Below are 26,384 nucleotides of genomic sequence, written 5' to 3' on the forward strand. Positions count from 1 at the left end.
TACCCTCCCGAAATGCCATTTTGCCACGGCAATTGGTGCAACTTACTCAACGTGGATCAGATTGCAAGCTCGATTTGATGGGATAAGATCACTATTGACGTAACTTACTCGCATCTGCGATACCAGCTACGGGATATCCAAAGCCGTGGCCACGCGGCCGGTTTGTGGAGGACTTCGATGGCAATCAATGCGGATGCGCAGGAATTGGCTGCGTTGCGGTCGCTTTCGGCCAATATCGGGCGCGACCCGCATTTGACCCAGGCCGCGGGCGGCAACACTTCGCTGAAAGCCGGCGACACGCTCTGGATCAAGGCTTCGGGTACCTGGCTGAAGAATGCGCTCGCCGAGGACATCATGGTTCCCGTGGTGATCCCCCCGCTGCTCAGGGCCGTCGAACAGCGCGACCCGGCCGCCGATCAGCCACAGGCGTTCGCCATCGAGGCGCTCAACATCCGCAAGCTGCGACCCTCGATCGAGACCACGGTTCACGCGCTGATGCCGCAGCGCGTCGTTCTGCATGTCCACTGCGTCGACACCATTTCGCTTGCCGTGCAGGCCGACTGCGAGGCTCAAATCGCCAAGCGCCTGGATGGCCTCGAATGGGCGTATGTCCGTTATCTCCGGCCGGGCCTGCCGCTTGCCCAGGGCATTGCCGAGCGCCTTCGGCCTGGGGTCGATGTGCTGATCCTTGCCAATCACGGCCTGGTCGTCGCAGCCGAGACCGTCGCCGGCGCCGAGGCGCTGCTGCGTCGCGTCACACGACTTCTGGCGCGGCCGCCCCGTAAGGTGGCGGAGCCCAACCTTGTTGCATTGACGGAACTCATCGGACGCACCGGGTACAGATTGCCGGCGGATATCGAAGCGCATGCGGTCGCGATCGATCCTGAAAGCTGCCGCATGGCGTCTGGGGGCAGCCTCTATCCCGATCACGTCATCTTTCTCGGCCAGGGTTCGGTCGTGGCGAGGTCCGGCGAGGACGTTATGCGTGTCACCGAACGGTGCGGCACGGCACCCGCGGCAATCCTGTTTCCCGGGCTTGGCGTGTTGATGCGCGGCGACGCCAGTCCCGGCGCCGATGCCATGCAACGCTGCCTCGCCGACGTGACGGCGCGGGTCGACGTCGCGGCGAAGCTGAACTATCTGACCGCCGCCGAGAACGACGAACTGATCAATTGGGACGCCGAGCAGTATCGCCAGAAACTCAATGCAGCCGGCAGCTGACATGGCGCTTTCGATCGGCCCGCTTTCGATCGGCATCGACATCGGCACATCAGGTGCGCGTGCCGTCGCCATACGGCCGGACTTTTCGATTGCTGCGCGTTCCGCCGTTCCACTCGACAGATTTGGTCAGAACGCCCGCGACCCCTCAGTGTGGTGGTCAGCGATCGGCGCGGCGCTGACGGAACTCCTTGCAGGCATCGATCGCGCGGCGGTCCGGTCGATCGCCGTCGACGGCACTTCGGGCACGTTGCTGCCGGTCGACGGCGCCGGCCGGCCGCTGGCCGAGCCGCTGATGTACAACGACAAGGTCGACGACGACGCCATTCTGGCCGTGATCGCGCGCGAGGCGCCGGCAGCGAGCGCAGCAAGTGGGGCGACGTCCGGTCTCGCCAAGGCGCTGTGGTTCCAGCGCCTGCCCGGCGTCGCCGCGGTGCTGCATCAGGCCGACTGGATCGCGGGACAGTTCTCCGGCCGTTTCGATGTCAGCGACGAGAACAATGCCCTGAAGACCGGCTACGACGTCGAGGCCCGCCGCTGGCCGGACTGGATCGCGGCGACCGGCATGCGCATGGAATTTCTGCCTCGCGTCGTCAGGCCGGGCGATGTCACGGGAACGCTCACCGCGAGCGCAGCGGACCTGTTCGGCCTGGCGCGCGACGTCGCCGTGGTCGCCGGGACGACCGATGGCTGCGCGTCGTTCCTGGCGACGGGTGCTGCGGCAGTTGGCGACGGCGTCACCGCGCTGGGGTCCTCGCTGACCCTCAAAATCCTCTCCGACCGGCCGATCTCGGCGCCGCAGTTCGGCATCTACAGCCATCGGTTGGGAGATGCCTATCTGGCGGGTGGTGCGTCGAATTCGGGCGGCAAGGTGCTGGCCCAGCATTTTTCTCTCGCGCGCATCGTCGAGCTGAGTGCGGCCATAGACCCCATGACGGAGACCGGCCTCGACTATTATCCGCTTCCCGCGGTCGGCGAACGCTTTCCGATCGCCGATCCTGATCTGCCGCCACGTCTGACGCCGCGGCCTGCGGACGACGCCGACTATCTGAAAGCGATGTTGGAGGGCATTGCCGAGATCGAGGCACTCGGCTATCGCCGGCTTGCCGAGCTCGGCGCGCCTCGGCTGCTCTCGGTGAGAAGTGTCGGCGGCGGTGCGGCAAATCCCGCCTGGACCGCGATCCGGCATCGCAAGCTGGGTGTCGGTTTTCTGCCGGCGCTTTCGGATGAGGCGGCCGCCGGTACGGCGCGGCTGGCGCTGATGGGCGCAATCGAAGCGGGGCTTTTGTGAGCACGAAAACGGTTGAACATCTCGACGGCATCGCGGCGCTGGTTGAGCGCTATCAAGTATTCCTGCTCGATCAGTTCGGCGTGCTGCACGATGGTACGAACCCCTATCCGGGCGCTGTGGAGGCATTGTCGGCGCTGAAGCGAGCAGGCAGGACGATCGTGCTGGTCTCGAACTCCGGCAGGCGGGCGCGGCCCAATGAGGCCCGGTTGCTGAAGCTCGGCTTCCAACCAGGAAGCTGGGATCAATTTGTCTCTTCCGGCGAGATCGCGTGGCGGTCCTTTCACGAAATGGCGGTATCCGGAACGCTGCGCCCAAACACAAAGTGCCTGCTGATCAGCCGCGAAGGCGACCGCTCGGCGATTGAAGGCCTGCCTTTCACGTTGACCGGGGACGGCGATGATGCCGAGCTGGTGCTGATCGCCGCCAGCGAGGGCGATCGCTACGACATCGAGCACTATCGCAGACTATTTGCACCGGCAGCAAAGCGGCAGGTGCCGTGCTTCTGCACCAATCCCGACAAGATCATGCTGACCGCCGTCGGGCCTCGCTTTGGCGCCGGTCAGCTTGCGGATCTCTACGAGAGCCTCGGCGGCAGCGTCACCCGCATCGGCAAGCCCTACGCCCCGATCTTCGACGCCGCGCTGGCGCTGGCGGGCAACCCGGACCGCAGCAGCGTGGTCTGTGTCGGCGACAGCGTCGAACACGATGTCGCTGGTGGAATTGGTGCCGGCGTGGCGACTGCGCTGGTCTTGTCCGGAATATTGGCGGATACCCCTGACCTGGCCGAGCTTTTCGACAGTCTGGACGCCTACCCCGATTACACCACGGATAGTTTCAAATTCGCTGATTGAGATCGGCAGCTTCCGAGGGTTGAGCGCTGCCATGGTGTTCGTTTCGTCGTTCGTGCTGCTTTCCGTGGCGCAGCCCTTTGGCTGCTGTTGCCAGTTCACATCTGGTTGGTCAGAGGCTATTGAACTGCATGCGTGATTTCCAACTCCCCGGGCGCTCGCCGGTTCGTGCGACGGAAGCGATGGCCGCGACATCGCACCCGCTGGCGACGCTGGCGGCGGTCGAGATGCTGCGGTCCGGCGGCAACGCGATGGACGCAGCCGTGTGCGCGGCGGCGGTGCAGGCGGTCGTCGAGCCGCAATCGACCGGTATCGGCGGCGACTGTTTCGTCCTCTACTGTCCCAACGGCCAAGGCGAGGTTCTGGCCTTCAACGGCTCCGGCCGCGCACCGGCAGCAGCAGAGGCGCAGTGGTATCTGGACAGGGGGCATGTCGAACTGCCTGAGTCCGGTGCGCACGCAGTCACCGTGCCGGGCGCCGTCGACGCCTGGTGCCGGCTGCTCGAGGATCACGGCAGAAAGGGCATCGACGCCGCGCTCGCACCCGCCATACGTTACGCCGAACAGGGCTACGTCGTCCAAGACCGTGTGGCCTTCGACTGGGCTGAAAGTGCTGCCTTGCTGGCCGCCGACGAACATGCCGCGCGGATTTTTCTGCCGGATGGAAAGGCGCCGCTGGCCGGCGAGCTGCACCGGCAGCCGCAACTGGCCGATACCTTGCGCATCGTCTCGCGCCGCGGTCGTGCCGGCTTCTATGAAGGCGAGGTCGCCGACGACATGGTGTCGCGTCTGCGTGCTCTCGGTGGGCTGCATGCGCTCGAGGATTTTGCGGCCACGAAGGGCGACTATGTCAGGCCGGTCGGCACATCCTACCGGGGCTACGACATCCATCAGATGCCGCCGAACAACCAAGGGCTGACGGCACTGATCATGCTGAATGTGCTGTCGGGCTTTTCGCTCGGCTCCCTGGAGCCGAATGGCGCCGAGCGCTTTCACCTCGAGATCGAGGCGGGGCGGCTTGCCTATCAGGACCGCGACAATTTCATCGGCGACCAGAACCACGTCCATGTTCCCGTAGAGCAGTTGTTGTCTAGATCCCATGCGGACCAGTTTCGCGCCGAGATCGATCCGGCGCGCGCGATGACGCATCTGCCACGCCTCGAGCTTCAGCCGAGCGATACCGTCTACATCTCGGTGGTCGACCGCGACCGTAATGCGGTCAGCTTCATCAACTCGACCTTTGGTTCGTTCGGCAGCGGGGTGGTCGGCCCCAGGACCGGGGTCGTCCTGCAGAATCGCGGCAGCAGCTTCTGCCTGGCGGCGGACCACCCAAACCGCATCGCCCCGGGAAAACGCCCGATGCACACCATCATGCCAGGCATGGTGACAGCCAAGGGCAGGGCGGTCATGCCGTTTGGCGTGATGGGCGGCGGCTACCAGCCGTTCGGCCATGTCCACCTGCTCACCAACATGATCGATTTCGGCATGGACCCGCAGGAGGCGCTGGATGCGCCGAGAGTGTTTTACCGGCAGGACGCAGTGGAGGCGGAGCGTGGCGTTCCGGCCGATGCGATCGCCGGTCTGCGCGAGCGAGGCCACCAGCTGTCCATCGCGGCCGAGCCGCATGGCGGCGGCCAGCTGGTGCTGATCGACTGGGACAAGGGTACGCTTACCGGCGCATCCGATCCACGCAAGGACGGTTGCGCGCTGGGTTACTGACGATCGGCCGCGCCCTGCGTGCTGGTCCTGTTCAGTTTTGGCGCTGCCGCCACCAGCGCCTTGCCGATCGCCGACTGCGGGGCACCGATGACCGCACGGGCATTCCCGCTCTCGGCGACGCGGCCGGCATCGAGAATGACGACACGATGGGCGATGGCGCTAATAACGCCAAGATCATGCGATATGAACAGATAGGCGATCCGTTGCTCGTGTTGCAGATCGAGCAGCAATTGCAGGATCTGCCGGCGCACCGATACGTCGAGCGCCGACACTGCCTCATCGAGCACGATCAGCGACGGCTTTGTGGCGATGGCGCGAGCAATCGCCATGCGCTGGCGCTGGCCGCCCGAGATCTCGTGGATGGCGCGGCCGGCGAGATCAGCGCTCAAGCCGACACGCTCGAGCAGAGCAGCGATGCGGTGCGGGCGCTCCGGTCGAGAGGCGACGCCATGGATGCGCAAAGGATCGTCAAGCACGCGCGCTACCATGGCGCGCGGGTTGAAGGCGGCGAGCGGGTCCTGGAAGACCATTTGCAAACGCGCGCGCCGTGCGCGCAAGGCAGCGCCGTTCAGGGACAGGAAATCGCTGCCTTCGAACTCGATACGGCCGGCGTCCGGTTCGATCAGCCGCAGCACCAGCCTGGCGATCGTCGACTTGCCGCTGCCGGACGGCCCGGCCAGCGCCAGCGTCTCGCCGGGCTCGATGTGGAAGGAAATGTCATCGACGGCGGCGATCGTCCTGCCGCCACGACGATATCGTTTGGTCAGGCCGGAAACGGCCAGCAATGGACTGCTCACCGCGACGCTCCTGCCTGCTGCAGCAGCGGTTCGGCGTCGAGGCCGAGATGGGCGTCGAGCAGCGCTCTTGTGTAGGCGTGGCGCGGGCTAGCGATGATCTGCGCCGTCGCACCGAGCTCGACCAGCTCGCCGTGCCGGAACACGGCGATGCGCTCGGCCAGCTCGGCGGCCAGCGCGATGTCATGGCTGACGAACAGCAGCGTCATGCCGTCCTCGGCCACCAATTGCCGGATCAGCGCGACGATCTCGGCCTGCACGATGGTGTCGAGCGCGCTGGTCGCCTCATCGGCGATCAGCAGCTTCGGACCGGCCGCAATCGCGGCGGCGATCGCCACGCGCTGCTTCTGGCCGCCGGAAAGCTGGTGCGGGTAGGCGTGCAAAGCGGCGTCCGGGTCGGGCAGGCGGACGCGTTCAAGCAGTTCGCTGGCTTTGACATATGCGTCTCGCCAGCTGAGATCGAGATGGGTGTAGGCAACCTCGGCAATCTGCTTGCCGACCGTCATCACCGGGTCGAGGCTGGCGGATGGGTCCTGGAAGACGAAGCCAATATCGCGGCCACCGAGGGGATTGTGGTCGCGAAGACTGGCAGGTTGGCGATCCGTCGCGCCCCCCTCTGTCCTGCCGGACATCTCCCCCACTTGGGGGGAGATTGCGCTGTCATTTCCGCTTTCGCCAATCTCCAAGGCTGCAGGGGGAGTGCCGGCGACGGAACTGCCGATCTCCCCCCTTGTGGGGGAGATGTCCGGCAGGACAGAGGGGGGCGCGAAGGAATGAGGCGATCGAAGGTTCGGTAACTTCCAGACGATCGAGCCTCCCACCTTGGAAGATCCCGGCAGCAGCCCGGCAATGGCCAGCGCCAGCGTGCTCTTGCCCGAACCGCTCTCGCCGATGATGGCGAAGCGTTCGCCGGCGGCGACATCGAAGCCGACATGTTTCAGCGCCGCCACCTCGCTGCCGTCACGGCGATAGGTCACCGTCAGATCGCGGATCGAAAGCAGCGCCATCACGACAGGCTCCTTCTCACCGCCGTTGTCTCGACGACGCCTTCACCGGCGAGATAGACGCCGAGCACGGTCAGCACGAGTGCTACGCCCGGAATGATAGACAAAAAGGGCGCGGTGCGCAGTACGGCCCGGCCTTCGGCGATCATGCCGCCCCAGGTCACGCGGTTGGGGTCGCCGAGGCCGAGAAACGAAAGGGCCGCTTCAGTAAGGATCGCGGCGGCGACGATCACCGACGACAATGCCAGCACCGGCGGCAATGCGTTGGGCAACACTTCGCGAAAGGCGATCTCCAGCGGATGCATGCCGATGACGCGGGCGCCGGCGACAAAATCGCGCTCGCGGATCGATAGCACTTCGGCACGGGCGACACGTGCCGGACCTGTCCAGGCGCCGAGCGCGATCGCCGTGACGACGACGCCGAGCGATGGCCCGACGACGCTGACGAAGGCCAGCGCCAACAGGAAGCTCGGCACGGTCTGGAAGGCGTCGGTGATGCGCATCAGCACCTCGTCGACGAGGCCGCCGGCAAAGCCCGCCAGCGTGCCGACTATTGCGCCGACGGCAAGGGCTGCGGCTGCCGCCGCCAGCCCGACCGCCAAGGAGGTACGGGCGCCGTGGAGAAGCTCGGCCAGCACGTCACGGCCGAGTCGGTCGGTGCCGAGCGGCAGCGACCAGTCCTGAAAGGGCGGCAGCAGCGCCGGCCCGGCAATAGTCTGCGGATCGCCGGGAAAGAATAGCGACGCCGATAGCGCCATGGTGAACAGCGCTACCAGGATGATCGCGCCGGCGATTGCTTCCGGCGCCAGAAGAAAGCGGCGAAGCGGGCTCACGCGCTCGCCTCGCTGGCGCCGATGCGCGGATCGAGGAAGGCGTAGGCGATGTCTACGAGAAGGTTGATGGCGATGACCAGAACAGCGCTGACGAGGATGATGCCGAGCAGCAGCGGCGTGTCGCGCGACGCCACCGCCTCCTGCGCCAGCCGGCCAAGGCCTGGCACCGAAAAGACACTTTCGATGACGACGCTGCCGCCGAGCATCTGCGCCGATTGCAGGCCGAGCATGGTGACCAGCGGCAACAGCGCGTTGCGGGCGACGTGAGCGAGCACGATGCGGCGGCGGGAAAGCCCCTTGGCGCGAGCGGCGAGCACAAAATCCTGCCGCCAGACCTCGGCCATGCCGGCGCGCATCATGCGCAGATAGAGTGCCAGATAGATGAAGCCGAGTGCGGACACCGGCAGGATGAGATGGCGGGCGATATCGGCCGCGCGGTCGAGGCCGGTCTTGCCCGACGCGATGCTCTCGATGCCGCCGATCGGAAACCAGCGCAGGTCGACGGCAAAGATGATGATCAGCACCAACCCGAGCCAGAAGCCCGGTACCGCATAGAGCGCCAGCGAACCGATCGACAGGAAACGGTCGCGAAAACTGCCGGGCCTGGCGCCGGCATAGATGCCGAGTGCCGAGCCGAGCCCGAAGGAGAGCGCGGTGGCGCTGCCCATCAACAGCAACGTATTGGGCAGGCGTTCGAGGATGACGTCGCGGATCGGCCGCGAGAAGGTGACCGACTGGCCGAGGTCGAGATGCAGCAGCGCCCAGAGGTAGTTCGCCAGCCGCGTCAACGCCGACTGGTCGAGGCCCCAACGATGGCGCAGCAATTCGATCATGCCGGCGTCGCCGCCGGTCGAGACGATATAGGCGTCGACCGCGTCGCCGGGGGCGGCTTCCAGCAAAAGGAAAGTGCCGATGACGACAATCAGCAGCACGAAGACGCTGCCGACGAGGCGACGGCGAAGGAGGAGAAGCGCGCGGGTCATGGCGCAACGACGTTGGCGGCAGAGCCAAGCCTTCGGTGCCGATCTCTACGGCGCCCCCCTCTGTCCTGCCGGACATCTCCCCCACTTGGGGGGAGATTGGCAGCTTTGACGCCTCGCTCAGTCCGGCAACGTTGGAGATTGGCGAAAGGCCGGACGACAGCCGATCTCCCCCCTCGTGGGGGAGATGTCCGGCAGGACAGAGGGGGGCGCGACGGAGCTCTCATCATCCAAGCTGAGCACCCGGATACACCATGTGCAAGCCTGGAGCGAACTTGCTAAGCCTCCAGCCAGGTATCCGCCCAGTTCGATACCGCCCAGCGCGGGTTGTTGGCGACATTCCCCACCGTGTCTCTAATAACGCTGATGAAGCTCCATTCGGCGACATTGATCAGCGGCAGGTCGGTTGCAACTTGTCTCTGAAACTCCTTGTAAAGTTCCGTCCGCGCGGCGGGATCGAGCGTCTCGGACGCCTTGGCGATGAGGGCGTCGAGTTCGTCGTTCTTGTAGCCGCCCTGGTTGGAGAACGGCACCCCGTCTGGAATGCCGCTCTGCACCAGGATGGTGGTCGAGATCGCCGGATCGCCGCGGAACACCGGCGGCCCGACCGCAAGGTCGAAGGCATGGTCGGTGTAGACCGCCTTGATGTGGGCGGCCGAGTCGTTGTTGACCAGCTGGGCGTCGATACCGATGGCGGCGAGCGCCTGGCGCAGATAGTCGCCGAACTGCTTTGTCTCGTTGAAATAGGGCGCCGGCAGCAGCTTCACCGAAAAGCGCTTGCCGTCGTCGCCTTTGCTGTAGCCAGCTTCGTCGAGCAGGGCATTGGCCTTGGCCACGTCGAAGGCATAGGTCGGCACATCGGCAGTATAGAACTGCGGATCGTTTTTCGGCACCGGGCCGGTGGCGGTGGCGGCGTAGCCGAGGAAAACCGTCTTGACGACGAAATCCTTGTCGATGGCGTGTGCGATCGCCTGGCGCACCTTCAGGTCGGCCAGCTCCTTGCGGCGATGGTTGATCTCGACGACGAGCTGATAGGTCAGCCCCTCATAGCCCTTGGTGATCACCTTGAGGCCAGGCACCTTGGAGATGCGGTCGAGATCGGCCAACGGCACCGCGGAAAACGCGGCGAGCTGGATCTCTTCGGCCTCGAGCGCGCTTGCCGCCGAGGTGCGGTCGGGCAGCACCTGGTAGATGATCTCGTCGAGGTAAGGTTGGTCCTTGCCCCAATAGTCCCCATTCTTCTCCAGCCGGTAATATTCGCCTGGCTTGTGTTCGGCGAATTTGAACGGGCCGGTGCCGACAGGCGCATTGTTCGCCGGGTTCTCTTCGATCTTTCCTGTCTCGTAGATGTGCTTCGGCACCACGCTGCTCAGCGCCGGCAACGCGTTGCGGATCAGCTGGAACGGTGTCGGCTTGGCGAATTTGAACACCGCCGTCAGTTCGTCCGGCGTGTCGACCGCCTCCAGATCCTTGAACACAATGCGGCCGAGATTCTGCAGCGGCTTCCAGATCTGCAGCGCCGAGAACGCGAGGTCGGCGGAGGTAAAGGGTTTGCCGTCATGCCATTTGACGCCCTCGCGCAATTTGAACGTTACCGACAGGCCATCGGCGGCGCCCTCCCAGCCTATCGCCAGGCGCGGGTCGAGCCCGTCCTTGCCCTCGAAGGACGCCTCGGCCAGCGTTTCCACGATTTTGCTAGAGATAAAGAACACACCGTTGGAAGCGACGATCGCCGGGTTGAGGTTGCGCGGCTCGGAATCGGCGGCGACGACCAGCCGCCCGCCTTTCTTCGGTGTCTGTGCCAGAGCGATGGTCGGCAGAGCCGTCGAAGCCAGCAGGAGTACCGAACCGGCAAGTACGGTGCGTCTGGAAATCGTGACATTTGACATGATCGAACTCCGTCCCTCTCAGCCACCCGGGCCAATACCCTCGGACGCCGGACGGCATCCTTGCAAGGGTGATTATGAGCCTTGCCGAGGGTTTCGCCAGAGACGGATTTGGCGCATCCTCAAGTGGCTTTGAAAATTTCGTCCGCTGGACCAGTTACAGGGAAGCGGTTCAATCCGACCTTATCTGGTAGGACCAGGCTTATCTGGTAGGACGAGACTGGGCACCGCCGGCGATCCGAGCGGCCGGCCAGGGAATTCAGGGAGAGAAAGATGAACGTCGCCCCGGGTAAGAATGCCGTCAGCACCATCCCGTTCGACCACGCCAGAGTCGATCGACTGATGGAGGAGGCCGGTATCGATGTGCTGCTCGCCACCTCCAAGCACAACACGCAATATCTGCTTGGCGGCTACAAGTTCATCTTCTTCGCCGCCATGGATGCGATCGGCCACAGCCGCTATCTGCCTATCGTGGTCTACGAGAAGGGTGGGCCCGACCACGCCGCCTATATCGGCAACCGCATGGAGGGCGCCGAGCACCAGAACAACCCGTTCTGGACGCCGACCTTGCACGCCGCCTGCTGGGGCACGCTCGACGCCGCCAATCTCGCGATTGAGCACCTGACCAAAATCGGCAAGGGCAACGCCCGCATCGGCATCGAGCCGGCTTTCCTGCCGTCGGATGCCTACACGCTGATCCGCAAGGCGTTGCCGGACGCCAAGCTGATCGACGCGACTGATATGCTGGAGCGAATGCGGGCGATCAAGACGGAAGCTGAGCTGGAGAAGCTGCGCACCGCCTCTGAACTGATCACCGATTCCATGCTGGCAACCATTGCCTGGGCACGCGAAGGCACGACCAAGACCGAGATCATCGAGCAGTTACGGCGCGAGGAGACCAATCGCGGCGCGCATTTCGAATATTGCCTGCTGACGCTCGGCGCCAGCCACAACCGCGCCGCCTCGCCGCAGGCATGGAAGAAGGGCGAGGTGATGTCGATCGATTCCGGCGGCAATTATCACGGCTATATCGGCGACCTCTGTCGCATGGGCATTCTGGGCGAGCCGGATGCCGAACTCGAGGATCTGTTGGCCGAAGTCGAGGCGGTGCAGCAGGCGGCCTTTTCCAAGGTACGCGCCGGCACGCTGGGTGGTGACATGATTTCCTACGCGGAAGGCGTGCTGAAGAAATCCAAGGTCGCGCCCTATACCGATTTCTTTGCCCACGGCATGGGGCTGATCACACATGAAGCGCCGTTCCTGATGACCAACCATCCGGTGACCTATGAAGGCACCTATGCCGAAAAGCCGCTGGAGAAAAACATGGTGCTCTCGGTCGAGACGACGATGCTTCACCCGACGCGCGGCTTCATCAAGCTGGAGGACACCGTGACGGTCACCGAGACCGGTTACGCTATGTTCGGCGACCGGGGCAGGGGCTGGAACAGAGGTGGAGTTTGACAGCACTGCAATGAAGGCGCTGCCCCCTCACCCGGATTGCCAACCGAATTGCAAAGGGCAATTCGGGACAATCCGACCTCTCCCCGAAGGGAGAGGAGATCGCCAGCGACGGCGCCTACCTCTTCTCCCCTCGGGGAGAAGGTGGCCGCCCACGGGTCTTGCCTCCGGCAAGCCCGAGGACAGGCTCCGCGCCGGATGAGGGGGCAACTCCAAATGCGATTAGTCCTGCCGCAAACAAGGAGGCGGGTGTGCAGAGATCACTTCCCGCCCGGCGGCAGCAGCCTGAAATCCGGCAGGTCGCGCAGCGCCAGTTCCGGTCCGGCCGGGGAGTAGACGACGAAGAGCTGCATCGGCCCATCGCCGGTGTTCAGCGTCGAGTGGAAGCGGCTTTCCGGCACATAGATGGTGCAGCCGGGGCCGACCTTCTCAACGACCGGATTGCCGTCCTCGTCCTCGACCATCTGCTCGCCATTGCCTGATATGACGAAGATGATCTCTTCAGCACCCGGATGGTTGTGGCGCGTGTGACCCTTGCCGAACGGCAGGTCGACGACGCCGCCGGAAAAGCGCGTCGCGCCGTTCACCTCGGGCGCCACCGTCAGCGACAGTCTGCCCCAGTCGAAGCCGAAGGCGCTGACATCCTTCGGGTAGACAAACACCTTGCTCTTGTCGGTCATCGTCTCATCCCTTCTTTTTCTTCGCGGTCGTTTTGGCACCAAGCGTGACCGCCTTGAAATCGGCAGTCTGCCTGGCGATCGCCGCTTCCGCCGGCAGCCGCTCCATCGAGCTTGCCCCGTAAAAGCCGTGCAGGCCCTTGCAGCGTTCGAGGATGTAGCGGGCATCGTCCGGCATCGAGATCGGCCCGCCATGGCAAAGCAGGATGACATCCTTGCGCACGGCACGCGCCGCTTCAGCGATGGCGTCAATCTCCGTCACGCAGTCGTCGAGCGATTTGGCCGACGTCGCACCGATCGAGCCGCCGGTGGTCACCCCCATATGAGCGACGACGATGTCGGCGCCGGCCTTGGTCATGGCGCGCGCCTCATCGGGGTTGAACACATAGGGCGTGGTCAGGAGATCGAGCTCGTGTGCTGCGGCGATCATGTCGACCTCGAGCCCAAAGCCCATGCCGGTTTCCTCGAAACTTTGCCGCATCTGGCCGTCGAACAGGCCGATGGTCGGAAAGTTCTGCACGCCGGAAAAACCCATCGTTTTCAGCTCGGCCAGCAGCAGCGGCATCATGACGAAGGGATCGGTGCCGTTGACGCCGGCCAGCACCGGCGTCTTCTTCACCACCGGCAGCACCTCATAGGCCATTTCCTTGACGATCTCGTTGGCGTTGCCATAGGCGAGCAGGCCGGCAGCCGAGCCGCGCCCGGCCATGCGGTAGCGGCCGGAATTGTAGATAATGATCAGATCGATGCCGCCGGCCTCCTCGGCCTTGGCCGATAGCCCGGTGCCGGCGCCGCCGCCGACGATCGGCACGCCGGCGGCAATCATCTTGCGGAACTTTTCCAGGATCTTCTTGCGCGGTATCGCGGCCATGGCTTCGTCTCTCACTGTCCGGCGATGTCGAGAAAGGCCGCTGTTGCCGCCCTGGCGAATTCGGGGTCGTTGATGTGCAGTGGCAGGCGCGTCACTCGGCGCGTGTTATCAGGCATGATCGTACGTTCGATAGCCTCGAAGAGTGCTGCATCGGCTTCAGGGTCGAAGAAGGCGCCGCCTTCGATGTCGAGCGCCGAGACGCCCTTTTCGGGAATGAGGAACCGGACCGGTCCCTCGCAAAGGCTCAGTCTTGCACCGATCCATTCGCCGATCTTGCGGCTTTCGTCAGGGGTCGTGCGCATCAGCGTCACATTCGGATTGTGCTCGTAAAACAGCCGCCCGCTATAGCGTTGTGGAACGGTCGGTGGCGCCCAGAAATTCACCATATCGAGCGCGCCGACCGAGCCGACATAGGGCAGTTTCGTGCGGGCGATCGCGCCGAAGCGGTCTTCGGTCGCCGGCAGAACGCCGCCAAACAGGAGGTCGCAGACTTCTGTCGTCGTGATGTCGATGACGCCGGACAGCAAGCCGCTGTCGGCCAGCTTCTCCATGCTGCGGCCGCCGGTCCCGGTGGCGTGGAAGACCATGCAGTCATAGGTCGAACGAAGCTGCTCGGCGATGGAAGTCACGCATGGCGTGGTCACGCCGAACATGGTGAGCCCGATCGACGGTCTGCCGTCGGGTGGCGGCGGCGGTTTTGCAGCCATGCCTGCTATCGCCTGGGCGGCATTGTGCAGCACGACACGAGACAGCCGGTTCAGGCCGGCCATATCGGTCACCGACGGCATCATGACGATGTCGGAGACATCGACGTAAGGTGCGGTGTCGCCCGAGGCGAGCGTCGAGACCATGATCTTGGGCAGGCCGAGCGGCAGCGCGCGCATGCCTGATGTGATGATCGAAGTGCCGCCACCACCGCCGATGCCGATCACACCTGACATATCGGTGCGCGATTGGACAAACCGGGTGAAGGCGATGGCCATTGCCGCCACCGCGGTGCCGCGATCGTCGCTGCCCAGCACGGCACTGCTGCCATCGGGATGATGGCCGGCGATCTCTTCGGCCGAGACATCGACCGGCACGGTCGCGTTGCGCGTTCCAACATCGACGCGGGCGACAGCAGCGCCGGTGGCGGCGACCGCATCGGCAAGAAAGGCGAGTTCCTCACCCTTAGTATCGGCGGTGCCCACCACATAGACGCGCTTCATTGCGTTTCCCCGGTTCTAGGCGCGCTCGGCGTTGCCGCCTGCCGCTCTTTTGCCCGGCCGTTCGGCATCGCGAAGGCCATTGCAATTTTCTGAGACGCGCGTATCGTATTGACATGAATGTCTCACGTCAACAAGCGGCGGTTTCCGATGATACCGGTTCTGGGGCCGCACGTGGACCGCGCGCGCGCACAAGACGGTTGATGCTGGAGACGGCGACAAGGCTGATGCAGGCGGGGGCCACGCCCTCGGTCAGCGAGGTCGCCGAAGCGGCGGAAGTCTCCCGCGCCACCGCCTATCGGTATTTTCCAAGCCAGGCGGCGCTGGTGCAGGCGGTGGTCGACGAAGGACTCGGGCCGATCCTCACCTGGAAATCGGCCTCGGCCGATCCGGAGCGCCGCGTCGTCGAACTGTTCGACACGGCCATGCCACGCATCGAAGCCTTCGAGGCGACGTTCAAGGCGGCGCTCAAGCTGTCGCTCGACCAGTGGGCGCGACGGCAAGCCGGCACGCTGGGCGGCGAGCCGGCCTTCACCCGCGGCCATCGCATCGATCTGCTCAAGGACGCGATCGCACCGCTCAAGCACCGGCTGCCGCCACGCGAATTCAAGCGCCTGGCACAGGCCCTGTCGTTGACCTTCGGCGTCGAAGTGCTGATCGTGCTGAAGGATATATGGGGGCTGGACAGCCGCAAGATGATGTCGGTAGCGCAATGGGCAGCCGGCGCCCTGGTGCGGGCTGCAGTGATGGAATCGATGACCGAAGGAGACAGACGTGCGCCGGCGACAGCTGCGGAATAGTATCGATCTGGTTCGACCAGATGGGGATGCCTACTACCAACAATAGCCGATATGCCGTAGCGCGAACAAGGGCCTTGTGTATCAACGAGTAGGAAAATTTAAGAAAAACAGACAGATGTTGCTGGAATCTGCTTGTCTGAGGCCCCGCCATCGTCCAAGAAAGAGCTTGACGTGCGTCCGAAATTGGTAATACCAGATCAGGACAAATAGCGGGTCGAAAGTGAGGGCTGCGATCCATTTCCGGCGGGGCGAGGAGGCTCAAAAACCGGAACGGCGCCATCACGGAAGGAACTACCAGGGCCGGCCTCGCCGCCGGCTCGCATGATACGGTAGAATGCGCACAAGGGAGGAAATCATTATGCGCAAGACAATGACCAGTATGCTTGCTGGTATCGGCTTAGTGCTCGCCTGCGGAACGTCCGTCCACGCGCAGGATAAGGAACTCACCATCTTCTGGGCCGAATGGGATCCGGCGAACTATTTGCAGGAACTCGTCAACCTTTACGAGGCCGAGAGCGGCGTGAAGGTCACAGTGGAGACGACGCCGTGGCCAGACTTCCAGACCAAGGCGTTCACCGAATTCAACGCCAAGGGCAGCGCCTATGACATGGTCGTCGGCGACTCGCAGTGGTTAGGGGCAGCTTCCGAGGGCGGCCACTATGTCGATCTGACGGACTTCGTGAAGAACAACAATGTGCTGGAGACGATGGCCCCGGCGACCGTCAAATTCTATTCCGAATACCCGGGCAACAGCGGCAAATACTGGTCGATCCCGACTGAGGGCGACGCCGTCGGTTGGTCCTATCGAAAGGACTGGTTCGAAGACCCGAAGGAAATGGAGGCGTTCAAAGCCAAGTACGGCTATGACCTTGCCGTGCCGAAGACTTGGAAAGAAATGACCGACATCGCGGAGTTCTTCAACCGACCCGACCAGAACCGCTACGGCATCGCAATCTACACCCAGAACCAATATGACGGTCTCGCCATGGGCGTCGAGAATGCGATCTTTTCCTACGGCGGGGAACTTGGCGATTATGCGACCTATAACGTGGACGGAATCATCAACTCGGACAAGAACGTCGCGGCGCTCGAGAATTACCGCAAGCTCTTCGGCTTCACGCCGCCCGGATGGACCAACGCCTTCTTCACCGAGGACAACCAGGCGATCACCGAGAACCTGGCGGCGATGAGCATGAATTATTTTGCCTTCTTCCCGGCCTTGGTGAACGAGGCGTCGAACCCGAATGCCAAGGGCACTGGCTTCTTCGCCAACCCGGCTGGCCCCGGGGGTGACCAGTTCGCCGCGCTCGGCGGTCAGGGCATCTCAATAGTCTCCTATTCCGAGAATAAGGAAGAGGCGATGAAGTTCCTCGAATGGTTCATCAAGGACGAGACCCAGAAGAAATGGGCCGAGCTCGGCGGCTACACTTGCAATAAGGCGGTGTTGGAGAGCGCCGAGTTCCAGAACGCGACGCCTTACAACAAAGCTTTCTACGAGACCATGTTCAAGGTGAAGGATTTCTGGGCGGTGCCGGAATACGCCGAGCTGTTGCAGCAGCTCAACCAGCGCGTCTATCCGTACGTCGTGAACGGTCAGGGCACTGCAAAGGAGACGCTTGACGCACTTGCAGCCGACTGGAACGCGACGTTCAAGAAGTACAACCGCGTGCAGTAAAGCGCGGCTTGATCTCGGAGGGGGCGGCCGCCCGCCCCCTCCGTTTCCGTTTCAAGAACCGAAATTCAAGAAGAAGACTGGGAAAGAACGGTCCATGGCCACCACAGTCATAACGACGTTGGATCCAAAATCGCGCGCCGCCTCCCATGGCATGAGCGACATCACGATCCGTAACCTCTTCATCATACCGACGATCCTATTCCTGATCATCTTCAACATTTTTCCGTTGATCTATTCGCTCGGTTACTCCTTCACCGACTTTCGTGCATCGACCAGCGCGGCTGCGAATTTCGTCGGACTGCAGAATTATCGCGAGCTGCTCAACGATCCCTACATCTGGAACAATTTCGCGGTCACGGCAAAATACGTGATCGTCTCGGTCGTCGGCCAGGTCGTGGTCGGCTTCGGCACGGCGATGCTCCTCAATCGCGACATTCCCTTCAAGGGGCTGATCACGACGCTGCTGCTTTTGCCGATGATGCTGTCTATGGCCGTCGTCGGTCTGTTCTGGAAACTGCTCTACGACCCGTCCTTCGGCATCATCAATTACGCGCTGGGCCTTGGAAAATTTGAATGGGTCGGAAATGCCGACATGGCTCTCTACGCGATCGCCATCACCGACATCTGGATGTGGGCGCCCTTCGTCATGCTGCTGTCGCTCGCCGGCCTATCGGCGGTGCCGAAGCATCTTTACGAGGCAGCCGCGATCGACCGCGCCGGCTCGTTCTATACCTTCTTCCGCATTACGCTGCCACTGGTCGCCCCCATCCTGATGATCGCGATCATCTTTCGCACCATGGAGGCGTTCAAAACCTTTGATCTTGCCTATGTACTGTCGACGCAGCCGACCACCGAGGTGATCTCGATCCGGCTCTACAAGATGGCGTTCCAGGAATGGCAGACCGGGCGCTCCTGCGCGCTCGCCTACATCGTGCTGATCATGGTCCTGGCGATCACCAATATTTACGTCAAATACCTGAACAAGGTGAAGGAGCGCTAGAATGGCCGCCGTCACCACCTCTACCGAGCGTTCGCTCAACAAGCTCGCCATCGTCGGCGTGCTGATCGTCACGATTATCTTCCTGGCGCCGATCTACTGGATAGCCTCGACGGCGTTCAAGCCGCGCAACCTCGCCACCACCATCCCGCCGACGGTAGTCTTCCAGCCGGAGATTTCGCCCTTCGTCAAGCTGTTCACCAAGCGCTCGCAACTGCGCACAGCGCCGACGCCGGAACAATACGCCGCCGCCCCGTGGTGGGAGCGGCTGGTGTTTGACGGCGGCGAGAAGGTGGTGCGCTCGGGCAGGGGCGAGGTGCAGTGGTCCGGTTATCCGAGCCGCTTCATGAATTCGCTGATCGTGGCCATCACCTCAACGATCCTCGCCGTCGGCATGGGCACCTTCACGGCTTACGGGTTCTCGCGCTTCAAGATAAAGGGGGAGCAGGACCTGCTCTTCTTCATCCTGTCGACGCGCATGCTGCCGCCGGTGGTGGTGGCGATCCCGATGTTCCTGATGTACCGGGCGGTTGGCCTCAACGACACGCATTGGGGCCTGATCATCCTCTACACCGCCTTCAACCTCAGCTTCTCTGTCTGGCTGATGAAGGGGTTCATGGACGAAATTCCGAAGGAGTACGAGGAGGCGGCCCTCGTCGACGGCTATACGCGCATGGAGGCATTCTTCAAGATCGTGCTGCCGGAGGCGGCTACCGGCATCGCCGCCACCGCCGTGTTCTGCTTCATCACGGCGTGGAACGAATATGCCTTCGCGCTGATCATGACCAACCGGCGGGCCCAGACCGCGCCGCCGTTCATTCCGAGCCAGGTCGGTTCCGGCCTGCCCGACTGGACGGTCATCGCGGCCGGCACCTTCCTGTTCCTGCTGCCGGTCGCCATCTTCACCTTCCTGTTGCGCAACCACCTCCTGCGCGGCATGTCCTTCGGAGCGATCCGCAAATGATCCGCCATGGTACAATCCAGCGCACGGCCGAGATCGTGATGGTGCTCGGCATCATCGCGCTCTGCCAGCCGTGGAATTTCTTCCTGCACCGCTACGGGCTGACGATCATCATCGTCGGGCTGCTGACGTTCATGATCACCGGCTGGGTCGGTCCAAGGCAGAAGCCGCAGGCGACCGGCGCGCCGGAAAAAGAAGGTCACGCATGACCCAGATCGAGCTTCGTGGCGTCCAGAAATTCTTTGGCGCCGTTCAGGTCATCAAGGACCTCAATCTCAAGATCGACGACAACGAGTTCATCGTGCTGCTCGGCCAGTCGGGCTGCGGCAAGACGACGACGCTTCGCGCCATCGCCGGGCTGGAGACGATCGACGGCGGCGATGTCCTCATCGACGGCAAGCCGGTCCAGCATCTCAAGGCTGCCGACCGCGACATCGCCATGGTCTTCCAATCGTTCTCGCTCTATCCGCATATGAGCGTCTACGAGAACATCGCTTTTCCGTTGCGCGCCATGCGCAAGAGCAAGGCGGAGATCGACGGCGAGGTTCGCTCGGTCGCCAAAGTGCTGCAGATCACCGACCTGCTCGGCAAGAAGCCGTCGGCGCTGTCGGGCGGCGACATGCAGCGCGTGGCGATCGGCCGGGCGCTAGTGCGGCGGCCGAAGGCGATGCTGATGGACGAGCCGATCGGCGCACTCGACGCCAAGCTGCGCGAGGAGATGCGCGCGGAGATCAAGCGGCTGCACATCAAGCAGGGCTCGACCACCATCTACGTCACCCACGATCAGATCGAGGCGATGAGCCTTGCCGACCGCATCGTCATCATGCATGAGGGCGTTCTGCAGCAGGTAGGCAGCCCATCGGAAGTGTATACGCACCCGGCCAATTTGTTCGTCGCGCAATTCGTTGGCTCGCCAGTGATGAACGTCGCCAACGCGGCGGTGACGATGAACGGCTCCGGCGCCAGGGTCACCCTCGACGGGGCCGCGGAAGGGTTCCTTTTCCCGGCCGAACTGGGCGGCCAACTCGACGCCGCGAACGTCGGGCAGGACCGCCTTGCACTCGGCATCCGCCCCGAAGGCGTGATGGTCTCGCGCGAGCCGGCGGACGGTTACCTGCCGGTCGAGGCGCACATCATCGAACCGCTTGGCTCCTACGATATCGTCGACCTCAAGGTCGGGGCACAGATGTTGCGCGCCCGCACCCGTTCCGGTTTCGTCGGCAAGCCGGGGGTCCAGGTCTTCGCCAAGCTCGACCCGGCGCAGGCGCACTTCTTCGACACGACAAGCGGCAATTCGCTGGGGGTGAGACTCTGATGGCCCATATCCAGCTCAAGAACATCTCGAAGACATTCGGCAATCACACCGCATTGACCGGGCTCAATCTCGACATTGCCGACGGCGAGTTCTTCGTGCTGCTCGGCGAGACCGGCGCCGGCAAGACGACGACGCTGCGCATGATCGCCGGCCTGGAAAAGCCGGACGAGGGTCAGATATTCATCGACGGCGCTGATGTCGCCGACTGGGGTGCGGCCGAGCGCGACGTGGCACTGGTTCTGCAGCAATACTCGCTTTATCCGCGCTACACGGTGCGCGAAAACCTCGAATTCCCGCTGAAGCCAAAAATCCGCCGCATCGAGCCCGACGAGATCAAGACGCGCGTCGACCGCGTTGCCAGAACCTTGCGTATCGAGCATCTGCTCGACCGCAAGACGGATCGCCTCTCTGGCGGCGAGATGCAGCGCGTTTCGATTGGTCGCGCCATCGTCAGGAAGCCCCGCGTATTCCTGATGGATGAGCCCCTTTCGGCGCTCGATGCCAAGCTGCGGGAGGCGCTGCGTACCGAGCTGAAGAACATCCAAATGAACCTTGGTCAGACCTTCCTGTTCGTCACGCACGACCAGATCGAGGCGATGTCGATGGGCGACAAGGTTGGCGTGCTCAACCATGGCCGCATCGTCCAGACCGGCACACCGTATGAGATCTATAACAATCCGCGCGACACCTATGTGGCGAGCTTCGTCGGCTCGCCGCCGATGAACCTCATCGACGGCAAGCTCGTCGACGGCCGCGCGGTGATGGCACCGCTGAATTTCGAGCTGCCTTTTACGGGGGGTGCCAAGACGAGCGGTGCGACCGACGGTCGCCCGCTCGTCTTCGGTATTCGTCCCGAGGATGTCCATCTCGAGAGCGGGGCGCCGGTGGAAGCGCGCGTCCACGATGTCGAGAACCATGGCGTCGAAAAGATCCTGACCCTGCGGGTCGGCGACACCATGCTGCGCGCCACGGTGCCGGCCAGAACCGATGTCGAAATCGAGCAGCCGGTGCGCTTTGCCTGGGATCCGGACAAGGTGGTGCTGTTCGACAAGGCTAGCGGAATAAGCCTTCGTCACGCAGGCTAAGAGACTGTTTGGAAACTCTACTCCGGCGGCCATCTGATGGCGTTTTCTGTGCTTACTACAGCGCCGCGCGTCCTTTGGACGCGCAAAGGACGCTGTAGCACTTTTGATTTTGCGCATGATCCTTTCCGAAAATCTTTTCCGATTTTCGTGGTCATGCGCGGGCTCACGGACCCAAATGTCCGCTCCGCTCCGGCTCTCGAAACCACCACCATATGACTCGCCGGAGCGACTTTCGAAACAGTCTCTAAGCGCGCCTGCTGGGCGGGAAGGATGCTAGAGCGGGATGCGTTCAAACTGAACGAGGCATCCCGCTCTATCTATTTGTTTTAGCCGCATTTCTGCGACGCCAAGTGATTCCACTTGGGTGCAAAATGCTCTCGCGGCTTGAAGCCTTTGACCAGGTTTAGCCGGCTTGACGGGCCTCGGCCTGTTCCTCGGCGCGGAAATGGCTGGGAGCCGATCCGATGACGCGCTTGAACGCCCGGCTGAAGGACGCGTCGGATTCATAGCCGAGGCGCGCGGCGACGACGGAAATCTTCAGCCGGTCGCGGACCAGCCATTGCCGTGCCTGGTGCATTCTCACCTGGGTGACATATTTTGCCGGGGTTTCGCCGACGATCGTTGCGAAGCGCTCGGCGAAACCCGATCGCGAGGCGCCCATCATCCTGGCGAGCGTTTCCACGGTCCAATCGCGCTCCGGTTCGAGGTGGATCGCGGCCAGCACGCGGCCAATCTCGCGGTCTCTCACCGCGGCGATCCATCCGGACGAGTCGCCGCAGCCGCGCTCGACCCACGAGCGGATGACGGTGGCCGCCAGCACATCGGCGAGCCGGGCCAGAATGCCGCCGGAACCGACGCGCTCCATCGTCACTTCGCGGGCCATCGCCTCCAGCAGATGCGGGATGCCGGGTTCATAGGCTTCCAACTCGTGCGCGCGCATTACGTCCGGCATCATGCCGAGCAATGGGTGCAAACCGTCGAGATTGAAATACATGCTGCCGAAAAACAGCAGCGTCCCCGGCCGGCGACCTTCATTGGACATGCAGTAAACGTCCTTGCAGACCTCGGCGACCTTGTAGCCCTGGATCGGCGAAGCCTCAATGCCCGGCTCGCTCGCCAGGACGTGTGCTGCACCGCGCGGCAGCAGCACCGCGTCGCCCGCCTTGAGCTCCACCCATTCGCCAGAGGGCTGCAGCAGCCAGCATCCCTTGCGGCCGATGAAATGGAACCGCGCCGCCGTCTGGGCCGGAAACTGGAGGCCCCAGGGCTCCTGCATTTCACAGCGGCCGTATTCGACGCCGTCGAGCCGTAACCCGCGCAATATGTCTGTCAGCGGATCACCGGTGATCGGAACTTTGGACGAATAGTCAAGCATGATGGTGTTTCTAGCATGGAAACTCCAGGCGGTCACTCCCTATGTTGCACTGCAGCCAAATGTTGCGCTGCAACCAGATCCGGAGATTCCATCATGACCGAACCCGCGACAGGCGTCATGGACGCCGTTCTCGATCCCGCGGAAACCGACGAACGAGCCGAGCCGGCGTGGGGGGCGGTCGTATCCCTTGCGCTCGGTGTGTTTGGGCTGGTGACCGCAGAATTCCTGCCTGCCAGTCTGCTGACGCCGCTGGCGCAGGACCTCGGTGTGACGGAAGGGACTGCCGGCCAAGCGGTGACAGCGACGGCCGTTGTCGGCGCGATAGCCGCTCCGACCATGGCTATCGTCACCAAACGGCTGGACCGCAGGCTGGTCATGTGGGGACTGACAGTGCTCCTGATCCTGTCGAACCTGGTAGCGGCGTTTGCCTCTTCGCTTCCCGTTCTTCTGATCGCTCGCATCATGCTAGGAGTAAGCCTCGGCGGCTTCTGGTCGATGTCGGCGGCCATGGCGATGCGGCTTGTCCCAATGCGGCTGATGCCGCGCGCCATGTCGATCATTCTCACCGGCGTTTCGGTGGCGACGGTCTGTGCCGCCCCAGTCGGCGCCTATGTCGGCGACGTCTGGGGATGGCGAACGGCCTTCATGATCGCGGCGGTTGTCGGCGCCCTGGCGCTGCTCGTGCAGATCGCCACCCTTCCGAAGCTGCCGCCGGCGGGCGTGGCAAGTGTTCGGACCTTGCTGGAAGTGATGAAGCGCCCGATGATCAGGGTTGCGCTTCTGGTGGTCCTACTGGTCGCTTCGGGACACTTTGCCGGCTTCACCTATGTCCGCCCGTTTCTTGAGAAGGTGCCTGCGCTGGACATCGAGACGATCTCTCTGGTGCTGCTCGCCTTTGGCATCGGTGGATTCTTCGGCAACTTTGCCGGTGGCTTCATGGCCGAACGCAGTCTCAAAACCGCCGTCGGCATGGCGCCTCTGCTGATTGCTGTGGCAGCCGCCTTGCTGCTTACTCTCGGAGCCTCGCCAGTCGTTGCGGCGATAGCGGTTGCCGCCTGGGGCTTTGCCTTCGGCGCGGTGCCCGTCGGGCTGCAAACCTGGCTGGTGCGAGCCGCTCCCGACCAGGCTGAAAGCGCCGGCGGGCTGATGGTCGCGACGTTCCAGGTGGCCATTGCGCTGGGCGCGGTTTTCGGCGGCCTGCTCGTCGACAATGCCGGCGTTGCCAGTGCTTTCGCCTATTGCGGAATCGCGACGTTGCTGGCGGCCTTGGCGGCGTTCTTGCTTGGCCCGAGAAGCGCGACCTAAGCCATTCCGCACGGGCGTCCAACGTAGGACGCCTCTTGCCTCCAAGAAATGGCCCGAAAATCGGTTATGATTTTCGGGCCGTGGCGATTGCGGCGACGAAACGGCCCAGACTGTCTTCGACGTAGGATGCAACTTCGACTTTCGGGTCGAAACTCCACCAAAGCAGCGAACCTTGCCAGTGCGATGCCATCAGCAGGCCGATATCCAACGGCGTGTTGGCCACCGAAGCAAAGCAAGAGTCGAGGATGTTGCACAGGGATGCCTTCCACGATGCCCCGCGCGCGCGAAGCACCGGATCGCGCAGATCTTCACGCAGGACGAGCAGGCCCTCGGCATAGGATTCGATGCCGCCATAGTCACGCGAAAGCGCCACCAACAACCCGATCGCGCCAGCAGGGGTTCTCTGTATCGCATCGGCGAGCTTTATCGTCTTCTCATCCAGCCTATCCCATGCCTGCAGCAAGGTTCTTTGCCTGAGCGTAGCCTTGTTCTTGAAACGCTGCACCAGGGTCGAGCCGGAAAGTCCGCAAGCCTTGGACAGCCGTTCGAATGTGAGGCTCTCCGAGCCATGCTTGTGGATCAGCCGGTGCGCCGCTTCCAGCACGTGCTCGTCGGATTGCGTTTTTTGCCGCGGCATCTTGACATCCATTTATAACCGAATGATCATTTATATATTATGGCATTGAAGAAAGCCAGCGTTTGGTTGGTCAGAGCGTTGGTTGGTCAGAGCCGTGGGGAGTTCAATGACGCTTGAGGGAAAAGTCGCCTTGGTCGCGGGTGCAACGCGCGGTGCGGGGAGAGGTATTGCGGTCGAACTGGGCGCCGCGGGCGCGACGGTTTATGTCACAGGGCGGACGACACGCATGCATCAGTCCGAATACGCCCGCCCGGAAACGATCGAGGAAACAGCGGAGCTTGTTTCAGCGCAAGGCGGCCATGGCATCGCTGTGCAAGTCGATCATCTGGTTGTGGAAGACGTGCGCAAGCTGGTCGACCGGATACGTACCGAGCAGGGCCGCCTCGATGTGCTGGTCAACGACATCTGGGGCGGGGAGAAACTGTTTGAATGGAACAAGCCGGTTTGGGAGCATGATCTCACGAATGGTTTGCGCATGTTGCGGCTGGGCATCGACACGCATCTGATCACCGCGCATTACGCGCTGCCGCTTCTGATTGAGCGCCCGGGCGGGCTGCTTGTCGAAGTCACCGACGGCACAGCCGAGTATAATGCAGACCACTATCGGCTTTCCCCATTCTACGACCTCGCCAAAGTGTCGGTGACCCGCATGGCCTGGGCCCATGCTCAGGACCTTGCCCCGCACGGTGCCACCTCGATTTCGCTGACACCCGGCTGGTTGCGTTCGGAAATGATGCTCGAGGCATTCGGCGTCACGGAGGACAACTGGCATGATGCGACAGCGAAAGTGCCGCATTTTGTCATCTCGGAGACGCCGCGCTTTGTCGGGCGCGCGGTGGCGGCGCTTGCGGCGGACCCGGATCGTTCGCGCTGGAACGGACAGTCGCTGTCGAGTGGCGGGCTGGCGCAGCTCTACGGTTTTACCGATCTCGACGGCTCGCGGCCCGACGCGTGGCGCTACGTTCCCGAGGTTCAGGACGCCGGGAAACCAGCCGATGTGACGGGGTACCGTTAGACCGCTCGAACGCTGGGAGCCGGCAATAGTTTCGGTTTCAGGCCGCGCGGCCGTCGAAGTCGAGAACCGGCACAGCGGCAAGGTCCAATCCGTCGATGCAATGGATATTGACGTAGGCGCTTCGTTCGCTCCCTTCGCTGACATCCTCGGCGAAGGGGTGAATGCCGCAGGTCCGGCAGAACCGGTGGGCGATGACATGGTTGCCGAAAGTGTACCTGCCAAGATCGTCGCCCCAGGCAAGCACCTGCAATGCCTCGTGCGGCACCGCCCATAGCAGCGCGCCCTTGCGCGAGCAGATCGAGCAATTGCATCGCACGGCTCCGGTCAGATCGCCTTCGACCTCGAAGGCGATCTTGCCGCAGTGGCAGCTGCCTTTGTAGAGCATCAGGTCTCCTCCTTCCGTTCGACAGGGGTGCAAATGTGCTTTTGCCGGGTT

At 63.1% G+C, this 26,384-nt stretch carries 25 protein-coding genes; 14 read left to right on the plus strand and 11 right to left on the minus strand.

All coding sequences use genetic code 11. The features are described 5' to 3' along the window. The first annotated feature begins 177 nt into the window (after positions 1–177). The 4 genes from BQ8482_RS34520 to ggt all read left to right on the plus strand — a co-directional run bounded on the left by BQ8482_RS34520 (position 178) and on the right by ggt (position 5,075). On the plus strand, positions 178–1,221 hold the full coding sequence (locus BQ8482_RS34520) for a class II aldolase/adducin family protein (RefSeq protein WP_123151638.1): 1,044 nt from the start codon (positions 178–180) through the stop codon (positions 1,219–1,221). A gap of 1 nt (position 1,222) precedes the next feature. Beyond that, positions 1,223–2,509 carry an FGGY-family carbohydrate kinase gene (locus BQ8482_RS34525; protein ID WP_123151774.1) on the plus strand — a complete coding sequence of 429 codons (1,287 nt, stop codon included), beginning with the start codon at positions 1,223–1,225 and terminating at the stop codon, positions 2,507–2,509. Then, positions 2,506–3,360 carry a TIGR01459 family HAD-type hydrolase gene (locus BQ8482_RS34530; RefSeq protein WP_123151639.1) on the plus strand — a complete coding sequence of 285 codons (855 nt, stop codon included), beginning with the start codon at positions 2,506–2,508 and terminating at the stop codon, positions 3,358–3,360. The genes BQ8482_RS34525 and BQ8482_RS34530 overlap by 4 nt, the downstream gene beginning before the upstream one ends. 128 nt (positions 3,361–3,488) lie before the next feature. Continuing rightward, entirely contained in the window at positions 3,489–5,075 is a 1,587-nt protein-coding gene (gene ggt, locus BQ8482_RS34535) for a gamma-glutamyltransferase (RefSeq protein ID WP_123151640.1), read from the plus strand. Here ggt and BQ8482_RS34540 read toward each other — a convergent pair. The 5 genes from BQ8482_RS34540 to BQ8482_RS34560 form a co-directional block, all read right to left on the minus strand. Then, on the minus strand, positions 5,069–5,872 hold the full coding sequence (locus tag BQ8482_RS34540; RefSeq protein ID WP_123151641.1) for an ABC transporter ATP-binding protein: 804 nt from the start codon (positions 5,870–5,872) through the stop codon (positions 5,069–5,071). The genes ggt and BQ8482_RS34540 overlap by 7 nt on opposite strands. Beyond that, on the minus strand, positions 5,869–6,879 hold the full coding sequence (locus BQ8482_RS34545; RefSeq protein WP_244603108.1) for an ABC transporter ATP-binding protein: 1,011 nt from the start codon (positions 6,877–6,879) through the stop codon (positions 5,869–5,871). Before BQ8482_RS34545 ends, BQ8482_RS34540 begins: the two co-directional genes overlap by 4 nt. Beyond that, a complete protein-coding gene (locus BQ8482_RS34550) occupies positions 6,876–7,706 on the minus strand; it encodes an ABC transporter permease (protein ID WP_123151643.1) in 831 nt (276 codons plus the stop codon). Before BQ8482_RS34550 ends, BQ8482_RS34545 begins: the two co-directional genes overlap by 4 nt. Then, positions 7,703–8,689 carry an ABC transporter permease gene (locus tag BQ8482_RS34555; RefSeq protein WP_123151644.1) on the minus strand — a complete coding sequence of 329 codons (987 nt, stop codon included), beginning with the start codon at positions 8,687–8,689 and terminating at the stop codon, positions 7,703–7,705. The genes BQ8482_RS34550 and BQ8482_RS34555 overlap by 4 nt, the downstream gene beginning before the upstream one ends. A 275-nt stretch (positions 8,690–8,964) precedes the next feature. Further along, a complete protein-coding gene (locus BQ8482_RS34560) occupies positions 8,965–10,575 on the minus strand; it encodes an ABC transporter substrate-binding protein (protein ID WP_123151645.1) in 1,611 nt (536 codons plus the stop codon). 270 nt (positions 10,576–10,845) lie between these two features. Here BQ8482_RS34560 and BQ8482_RS34565 point away from each other — a divergent pair, with 270 nt between their 5' ends. Continuing rightward, positions 10,846–12,033 (plus strand): M24 family metallopeptidase, encoded by a 1,188-nt coding sequence (locus BQ8482_RS34565; RefSeq protein WP_123151646.1) that lies wholly within the window; start codon positions 10,846–10,848, stop codon positions 12,031–12,033. Positions 12,034–12,290: 257 nt separating this feature from the next. On the opposite strand, the gene BQ8482_RS34570 is transcribed toward BQ8482_RS34565, so the two are convergent. The 3 genes from BQ8482_RS34570 to BQ8482_RS34580 are packed head-to-tail and all read right to left on the minus strand — an operon-like array spanning position 12,291 to position 14,786. Then, entirely contained in the window at positions 12,291–12,710 is a 420-nt protein-coding gene (locus BQ8482_RS34570) for a cupin domain-containing protein (RefSeq protein WP_123151647.1), read from the minus strand. A 4-nt stretch (positions 12,711–12,714) separates the two neighbouring features. Next, a complete protein-coding gene (locus BQ8482_RS34575; protein ID WP_123151648.1) occupies positions 12,715–13,578 on the minus strand; it encodes a phosphoenolpyruvate hydrolase family protein in 864 nt (287 codons plus the stop codon). An 11-nt stretch (positions 13,579–13,589) separates the two neighbouring features. Continuing rightward, positions 13,590–14,786: a Tm-1-like ATP-binding domain-containing protein gene (locus BQ8482_RS34580; protein ID WP_123151649.1), complete on the minus strand. Its 1,197-nt coding sequence runs from the start codon at positions 14,784–14,786 to the stop codon at positions 13,590–13,592. Between the two features lie 113 nt (positions 14,787–14,899). Between BQ8482_RS34580 and BQ8482_RS34585 the strand changes: the two genes are divergently transcribed. The 7 genes from BQ8482_RS34585 to BQ8482_RS34615 all read left to right on the plus strand — a co-directional run bounded on the left by BQ8482_RS34585 (position 14,900) and on the right by BQ8482_RS34615 (position 21,616). Then, on the plus strand, positions 14,900–15,583 hold the full coding sequence (locus tag BQ8482_RS34585; protein WP_123151650.1) for a TetR/AcrR family transcriptional regulator: 684 nt from the start codon (positions 14,900–14,902) through the stop codon (positions 15,581–15,583). A 358-nt stretch (positions 15,584–15,941) separates the two neighbouring features. After that, positions 15,942–17,258 carry an ABC transporter substrate-binding protein gene (locus tag BQ8482_RS34590; protein WP_123151651.1) on the plus strand — a complete coding sequence of 439 codons (1,317 nt, stop codon included), beginning with the start codon at positions 15,942–15,944 and terminating at the stop codon, positions 17,256–17,258. A gap of 94 nt (positions 17,259–17,352) precedes the next feature. Then, positions 17,353–18,258, plus strand: a complete 906-nt coding sequence (locus tag BQ8482_RS34595) for a carbohydrate ABC transporter permease (protein WP_123151652.1) — start codon at positions 17,353–17,355, stop codon at positions 18,256–18,258. A gap of 1 nt (position 18,259) precedes the next feature. Continuing rightward, positions 18,260–19,219, plus strand: coding sequence for a carbohydrate ABC transporter permease (locus BQ8482_RS34600; RefSeq protein WP_123151653.1), 960 nt, complete (start codon positions 18,260–18,262; stop codon positions 19,217–19,219). Next, positions 19,216–19,425: a hypothetical protein gene (locus BQ8482_RS34605; protein ID WP_123151654.1), complete on the plus strand. Its 210-nt coding sequence runs from the start codon at positions 19,216–19,218 to the stop codon at positions 19,423–19,425. The genes BQ8482_RS34600 and BQ8482_RS34605 overlap by 4 nt, the downstream gene beginning before the upstream one ends. Continuing rightward, positions 19,422–20,531 (plus strand): ABC transporter ATP-binding protein, encoded by a 1,110-nt coding sequence (locus BQ8482_RS34610; protein WP_123151655.1) that lies wholly within the window; start codon positions 19,422–19,424, stop codon positions 20,529–20,531. Before BQ8482_RS34605 ends, BQ8482_RS34610 begins: the two co-directional genes overlap by 4 nt. Beyond that, entirely contained in the window at positions 20,531–21,616 is a 1,086-nt protein-coding gene (locus tag BQ8482_RS34615) for an ABC transporter ATP-binding protein (protein ID WP_123151656.1), read from the plus strand. The genes BQ8482_RS34610 and BQ8482_RS34615 overlap by 1 nt, the downstream gene beginning before the upstream one ends. Before the next feature lie 403 nt (positions 21,617–22,019). Here BQ8482_RS34615 and BQ8482_RS34620 read toward each other — a convergent pair whose 3' ends face one another. Beyond that, complete coding sequence (locus tag BQ8482_RS34620) at positions 22,020–22,991, minus strand: AraC family transcriptional regulator (RefSeq protein ID WP_123151657.1); 972 nt, start codon at positions 22,989–22,991, stop codon at positions 22,020–22,022. A 93-nt stretch (positions 22,992–23,084) separates the two neighbouring features. Here BQ8482_RS34620 and BQ8482_RS34625 point away from each other — a divergent pair, with 93 nt between their 5' ends. Further along, on the plus strand, positions 23,085–24,296 hold the full coding sequence (locus tag BQ8482_RS34625; RefSeq protein WP_123151658.1) for an MFS transporter: 1,212 nt from the start codon (positions 23,085–23,087) through the stop codon (positions 24,294–24,296). 64 nt (positions 24,297–24,360) lie between these two features. Here the strand turns inward: BQ8482_RS34625 and BQ8482_RS34630 are convergent, their stop codons facing one another. Next, the gene (locus BQ8482_RS34630; protein WP_123151775.1) at positions 24,361–24,933 is read right to left on the minus strand and encodes a TetR/AcrR family transcriptional regulator; all 573 of its coding nucleotides are present in this window, start codon (positions 24,931–24,933) and stop codon (positions 24,361–24,363) included. A 106-nt stretch (positions 24,934–25,039) separates the two neighbouring features. Between BQ8482_RS34630 and BQ8482_RS34635 the strand changes: the two genes are divergently transcribed. Further along, on the plus strand, positions 25,040–25,948 hold the full coding sequence (locus tag BQ8482_RS34635; protein ID WP_123151659.1) for an SDR family oxidoreductase: 909 nt from the start codon (positions 25,040–25,042) through the stop codon (positions 25,946–25,948). A gap of 37 nt (positions 25,949–25,985) precedes the next feature. On the opposite strand, the gene BQ8482_RS34640 is transcribed toward BQ8482_RS34635, so the two are convergent. Then, the gene (locus BQ8482_RS34640) at positions 25,986–26,333 is read right to left on the minus strand and encodes a GFA family protein (RefSeq protein WP_123151660.1); all 348 of its coding nucleotides are present in this window, start codon (positions 26,331–26,333) and stop codon (positions 25,986–25,988) included. Positions 26,334–26,384: the final 51 nt, after the last annotated feature.

The sequence above is a fragment of the Mesorhizobium delmotii genome (assembly GCF_900149755.1).
GTDB lineage: Bacteria > Pseudomonadota > Alphaproteobacteria > Rhizobiales > Rhizobiaceae > Mesorhizobium > Mesorhizobium delmotii.

What these genes read in the sequence shown, in the direction of transcription:
- BQ8482_RS34520 (WP_123151638.1), top strand. Translation starts at nt 178, where the DNA reads ATGGCAATCAATGCGGATGCGCAGGAATTGGCTGCGTTGCGGTCGCTT.
- BQ8482_RS34525 (WP_123151774.1), top strand. Translation starts at nt 1,223, where the DNA reads ATGGCGCTTTCGATCGGCCCGCTTTCGATCGGCATCGACATCGGCACA.
- ggt (WP_123151640.1), top strand. Translation starts at nt 3,489, where the DNA reads ATGCGTGATTTCCAACTCCCCGGGCGCTCGCCGGTTCGTGCGACGGAA.
- BQ8482_RS34555 (WP_123151644.1), bottom strand. Translation starts at nt 8,689, where the DNA reads ATGACCCGCGCGCTTCTCCTCCTTCGCCGTCGCCTCGTCGGCAGCGTC.
- BQ8482_RS34560 (WP_123151645.1), bottom strand. Translation starts at nt 10,575, where the DNA reads ATGTCAAATGTCACGATTTCCAGACGCACCGTACTTGCCGGTTCGGTA.
- BQ8482_RS34565 (WP_123151646.1), top strand. Translation starts at nt 10,846, where the DNA reads ATGAACGTCGCCCCGGGTAAGAATGCCGTCAGCACCATCCCGTTCGAC.
- BQ8482_RS34570 (WP_123151647.1), bottom strand. Translation starts at nt 12,710, where the DNA reads ATGACCGACAAGAGCAAGGTGTTTGTCTACCCGAAGGATGTCAGCGCC.
- BQ8482_RS34575 (WP_123151648.1), bottom strand. Translation starts at nt 13,578, where the DNA reads ATGGCCGCGATACCGCGCAAGAAGATCCTGGAAAAGTTCCGCAAGATG.
- BQ8482_RS34580 (WP_123151649.1), bottom strand. Translation starts at nt 14,786, where the DNA reads ATGAAGCGCGTCTATGTGGTGGGCACCGCCGATACTAAGGGTGAGGAA.
- BQ8482_RS34585 (WP_123151650.1), top strand. Translation starts at nt 14,900, where the DNA reads ATGAATGTCTCACGTCAACAAGCGGCGGTTTCCGATGATACCGGTTCT.
- BQ8482_RS34590 (WP_123151651.1), top strand. Translation starts at nt 15,942, where the DNA reads ATGCGCAAGACAATGACCAGTATGCTTGCTGGTATCGGCTTAGTGCTC.
- BQ8482_RS34595 (WP_123151652.1), top strand. Translation starts at nt 17,353, where the DNA reads ATGGCCACCACAGTCATAACGACGTTGGATCCAAAATCGCGCGCCGCC.
- BQ8482_RS34600 (WP_123151653.1), top strand. Translation starts at nt 18,260, where the DNA reads ATGGCCGCCGTCACCACCTCTACCGAGCGTTCGCTCAACAAGCTCGCC.
- BQ8482_RS34605 (WP_123151654.1), top strand. Translation starts at nt 19,216, where the DNA reads ATGATCCGCCATGGTACAATCCAGCGCACGGCCGAGATCGTGATGGTG.
- BQ8482_RS34610 (WP_123151655.1), top strand. Translation starts at nt 19,422, where the DNA reads ATGACCCAGATCGAGCTTCGTGGCGTCCAGAAATTCTTTGGCGCCGTT.
- BQ8482_RS34615 (WP_123151656.1), top strand. Translation starts at nt 20,531, where the DNA reads ATGGCCCATATCCAGCTCAAGAACATCTCGAAGACATTCGGCAATCAC.
- BQ8482_RS34620 (WP_123151657.1), bottom strand. Translation starts at nt 22,991, where the DNA reads ATGCTTGACTATTCGTCCAAAGTTCCGATCACCGGTGATCCGCTGACA.
- BQ8482_RS34625 (WP_123151658.1), top strand. Translation starts at nt 23,085, where the DNA reads ATGACCGAACCCGCGACAGGCGTCATGGACGCCGTTCTCGATCCCGCG.
- BQ8482_RS34630 (WP_123151775.1), bottom strand. Translation starts at nt 24,933, where the DNA reads ATGCCGCGGCAAAAAACGCAATCCGACGAGCACGTGCTGGAAGCGGCG.
- BQ8482_RS34635 (WP_123151659.1), top strand. Translation starts at nt 25,040, where the DNA reads ATGACGCTTGAGGGAAAAGTCGCCTTGGTCGCGGGTGCAACGCGCGGT.
- BQ8482_RS34640 (WP_123151660.1), bottom strand. Translation starts at nt 26,333, where the DNA reads ATGCTCTACAAAGGCAGCTGCCACTGCGGCAAGATCGCCTTCGAGGTC.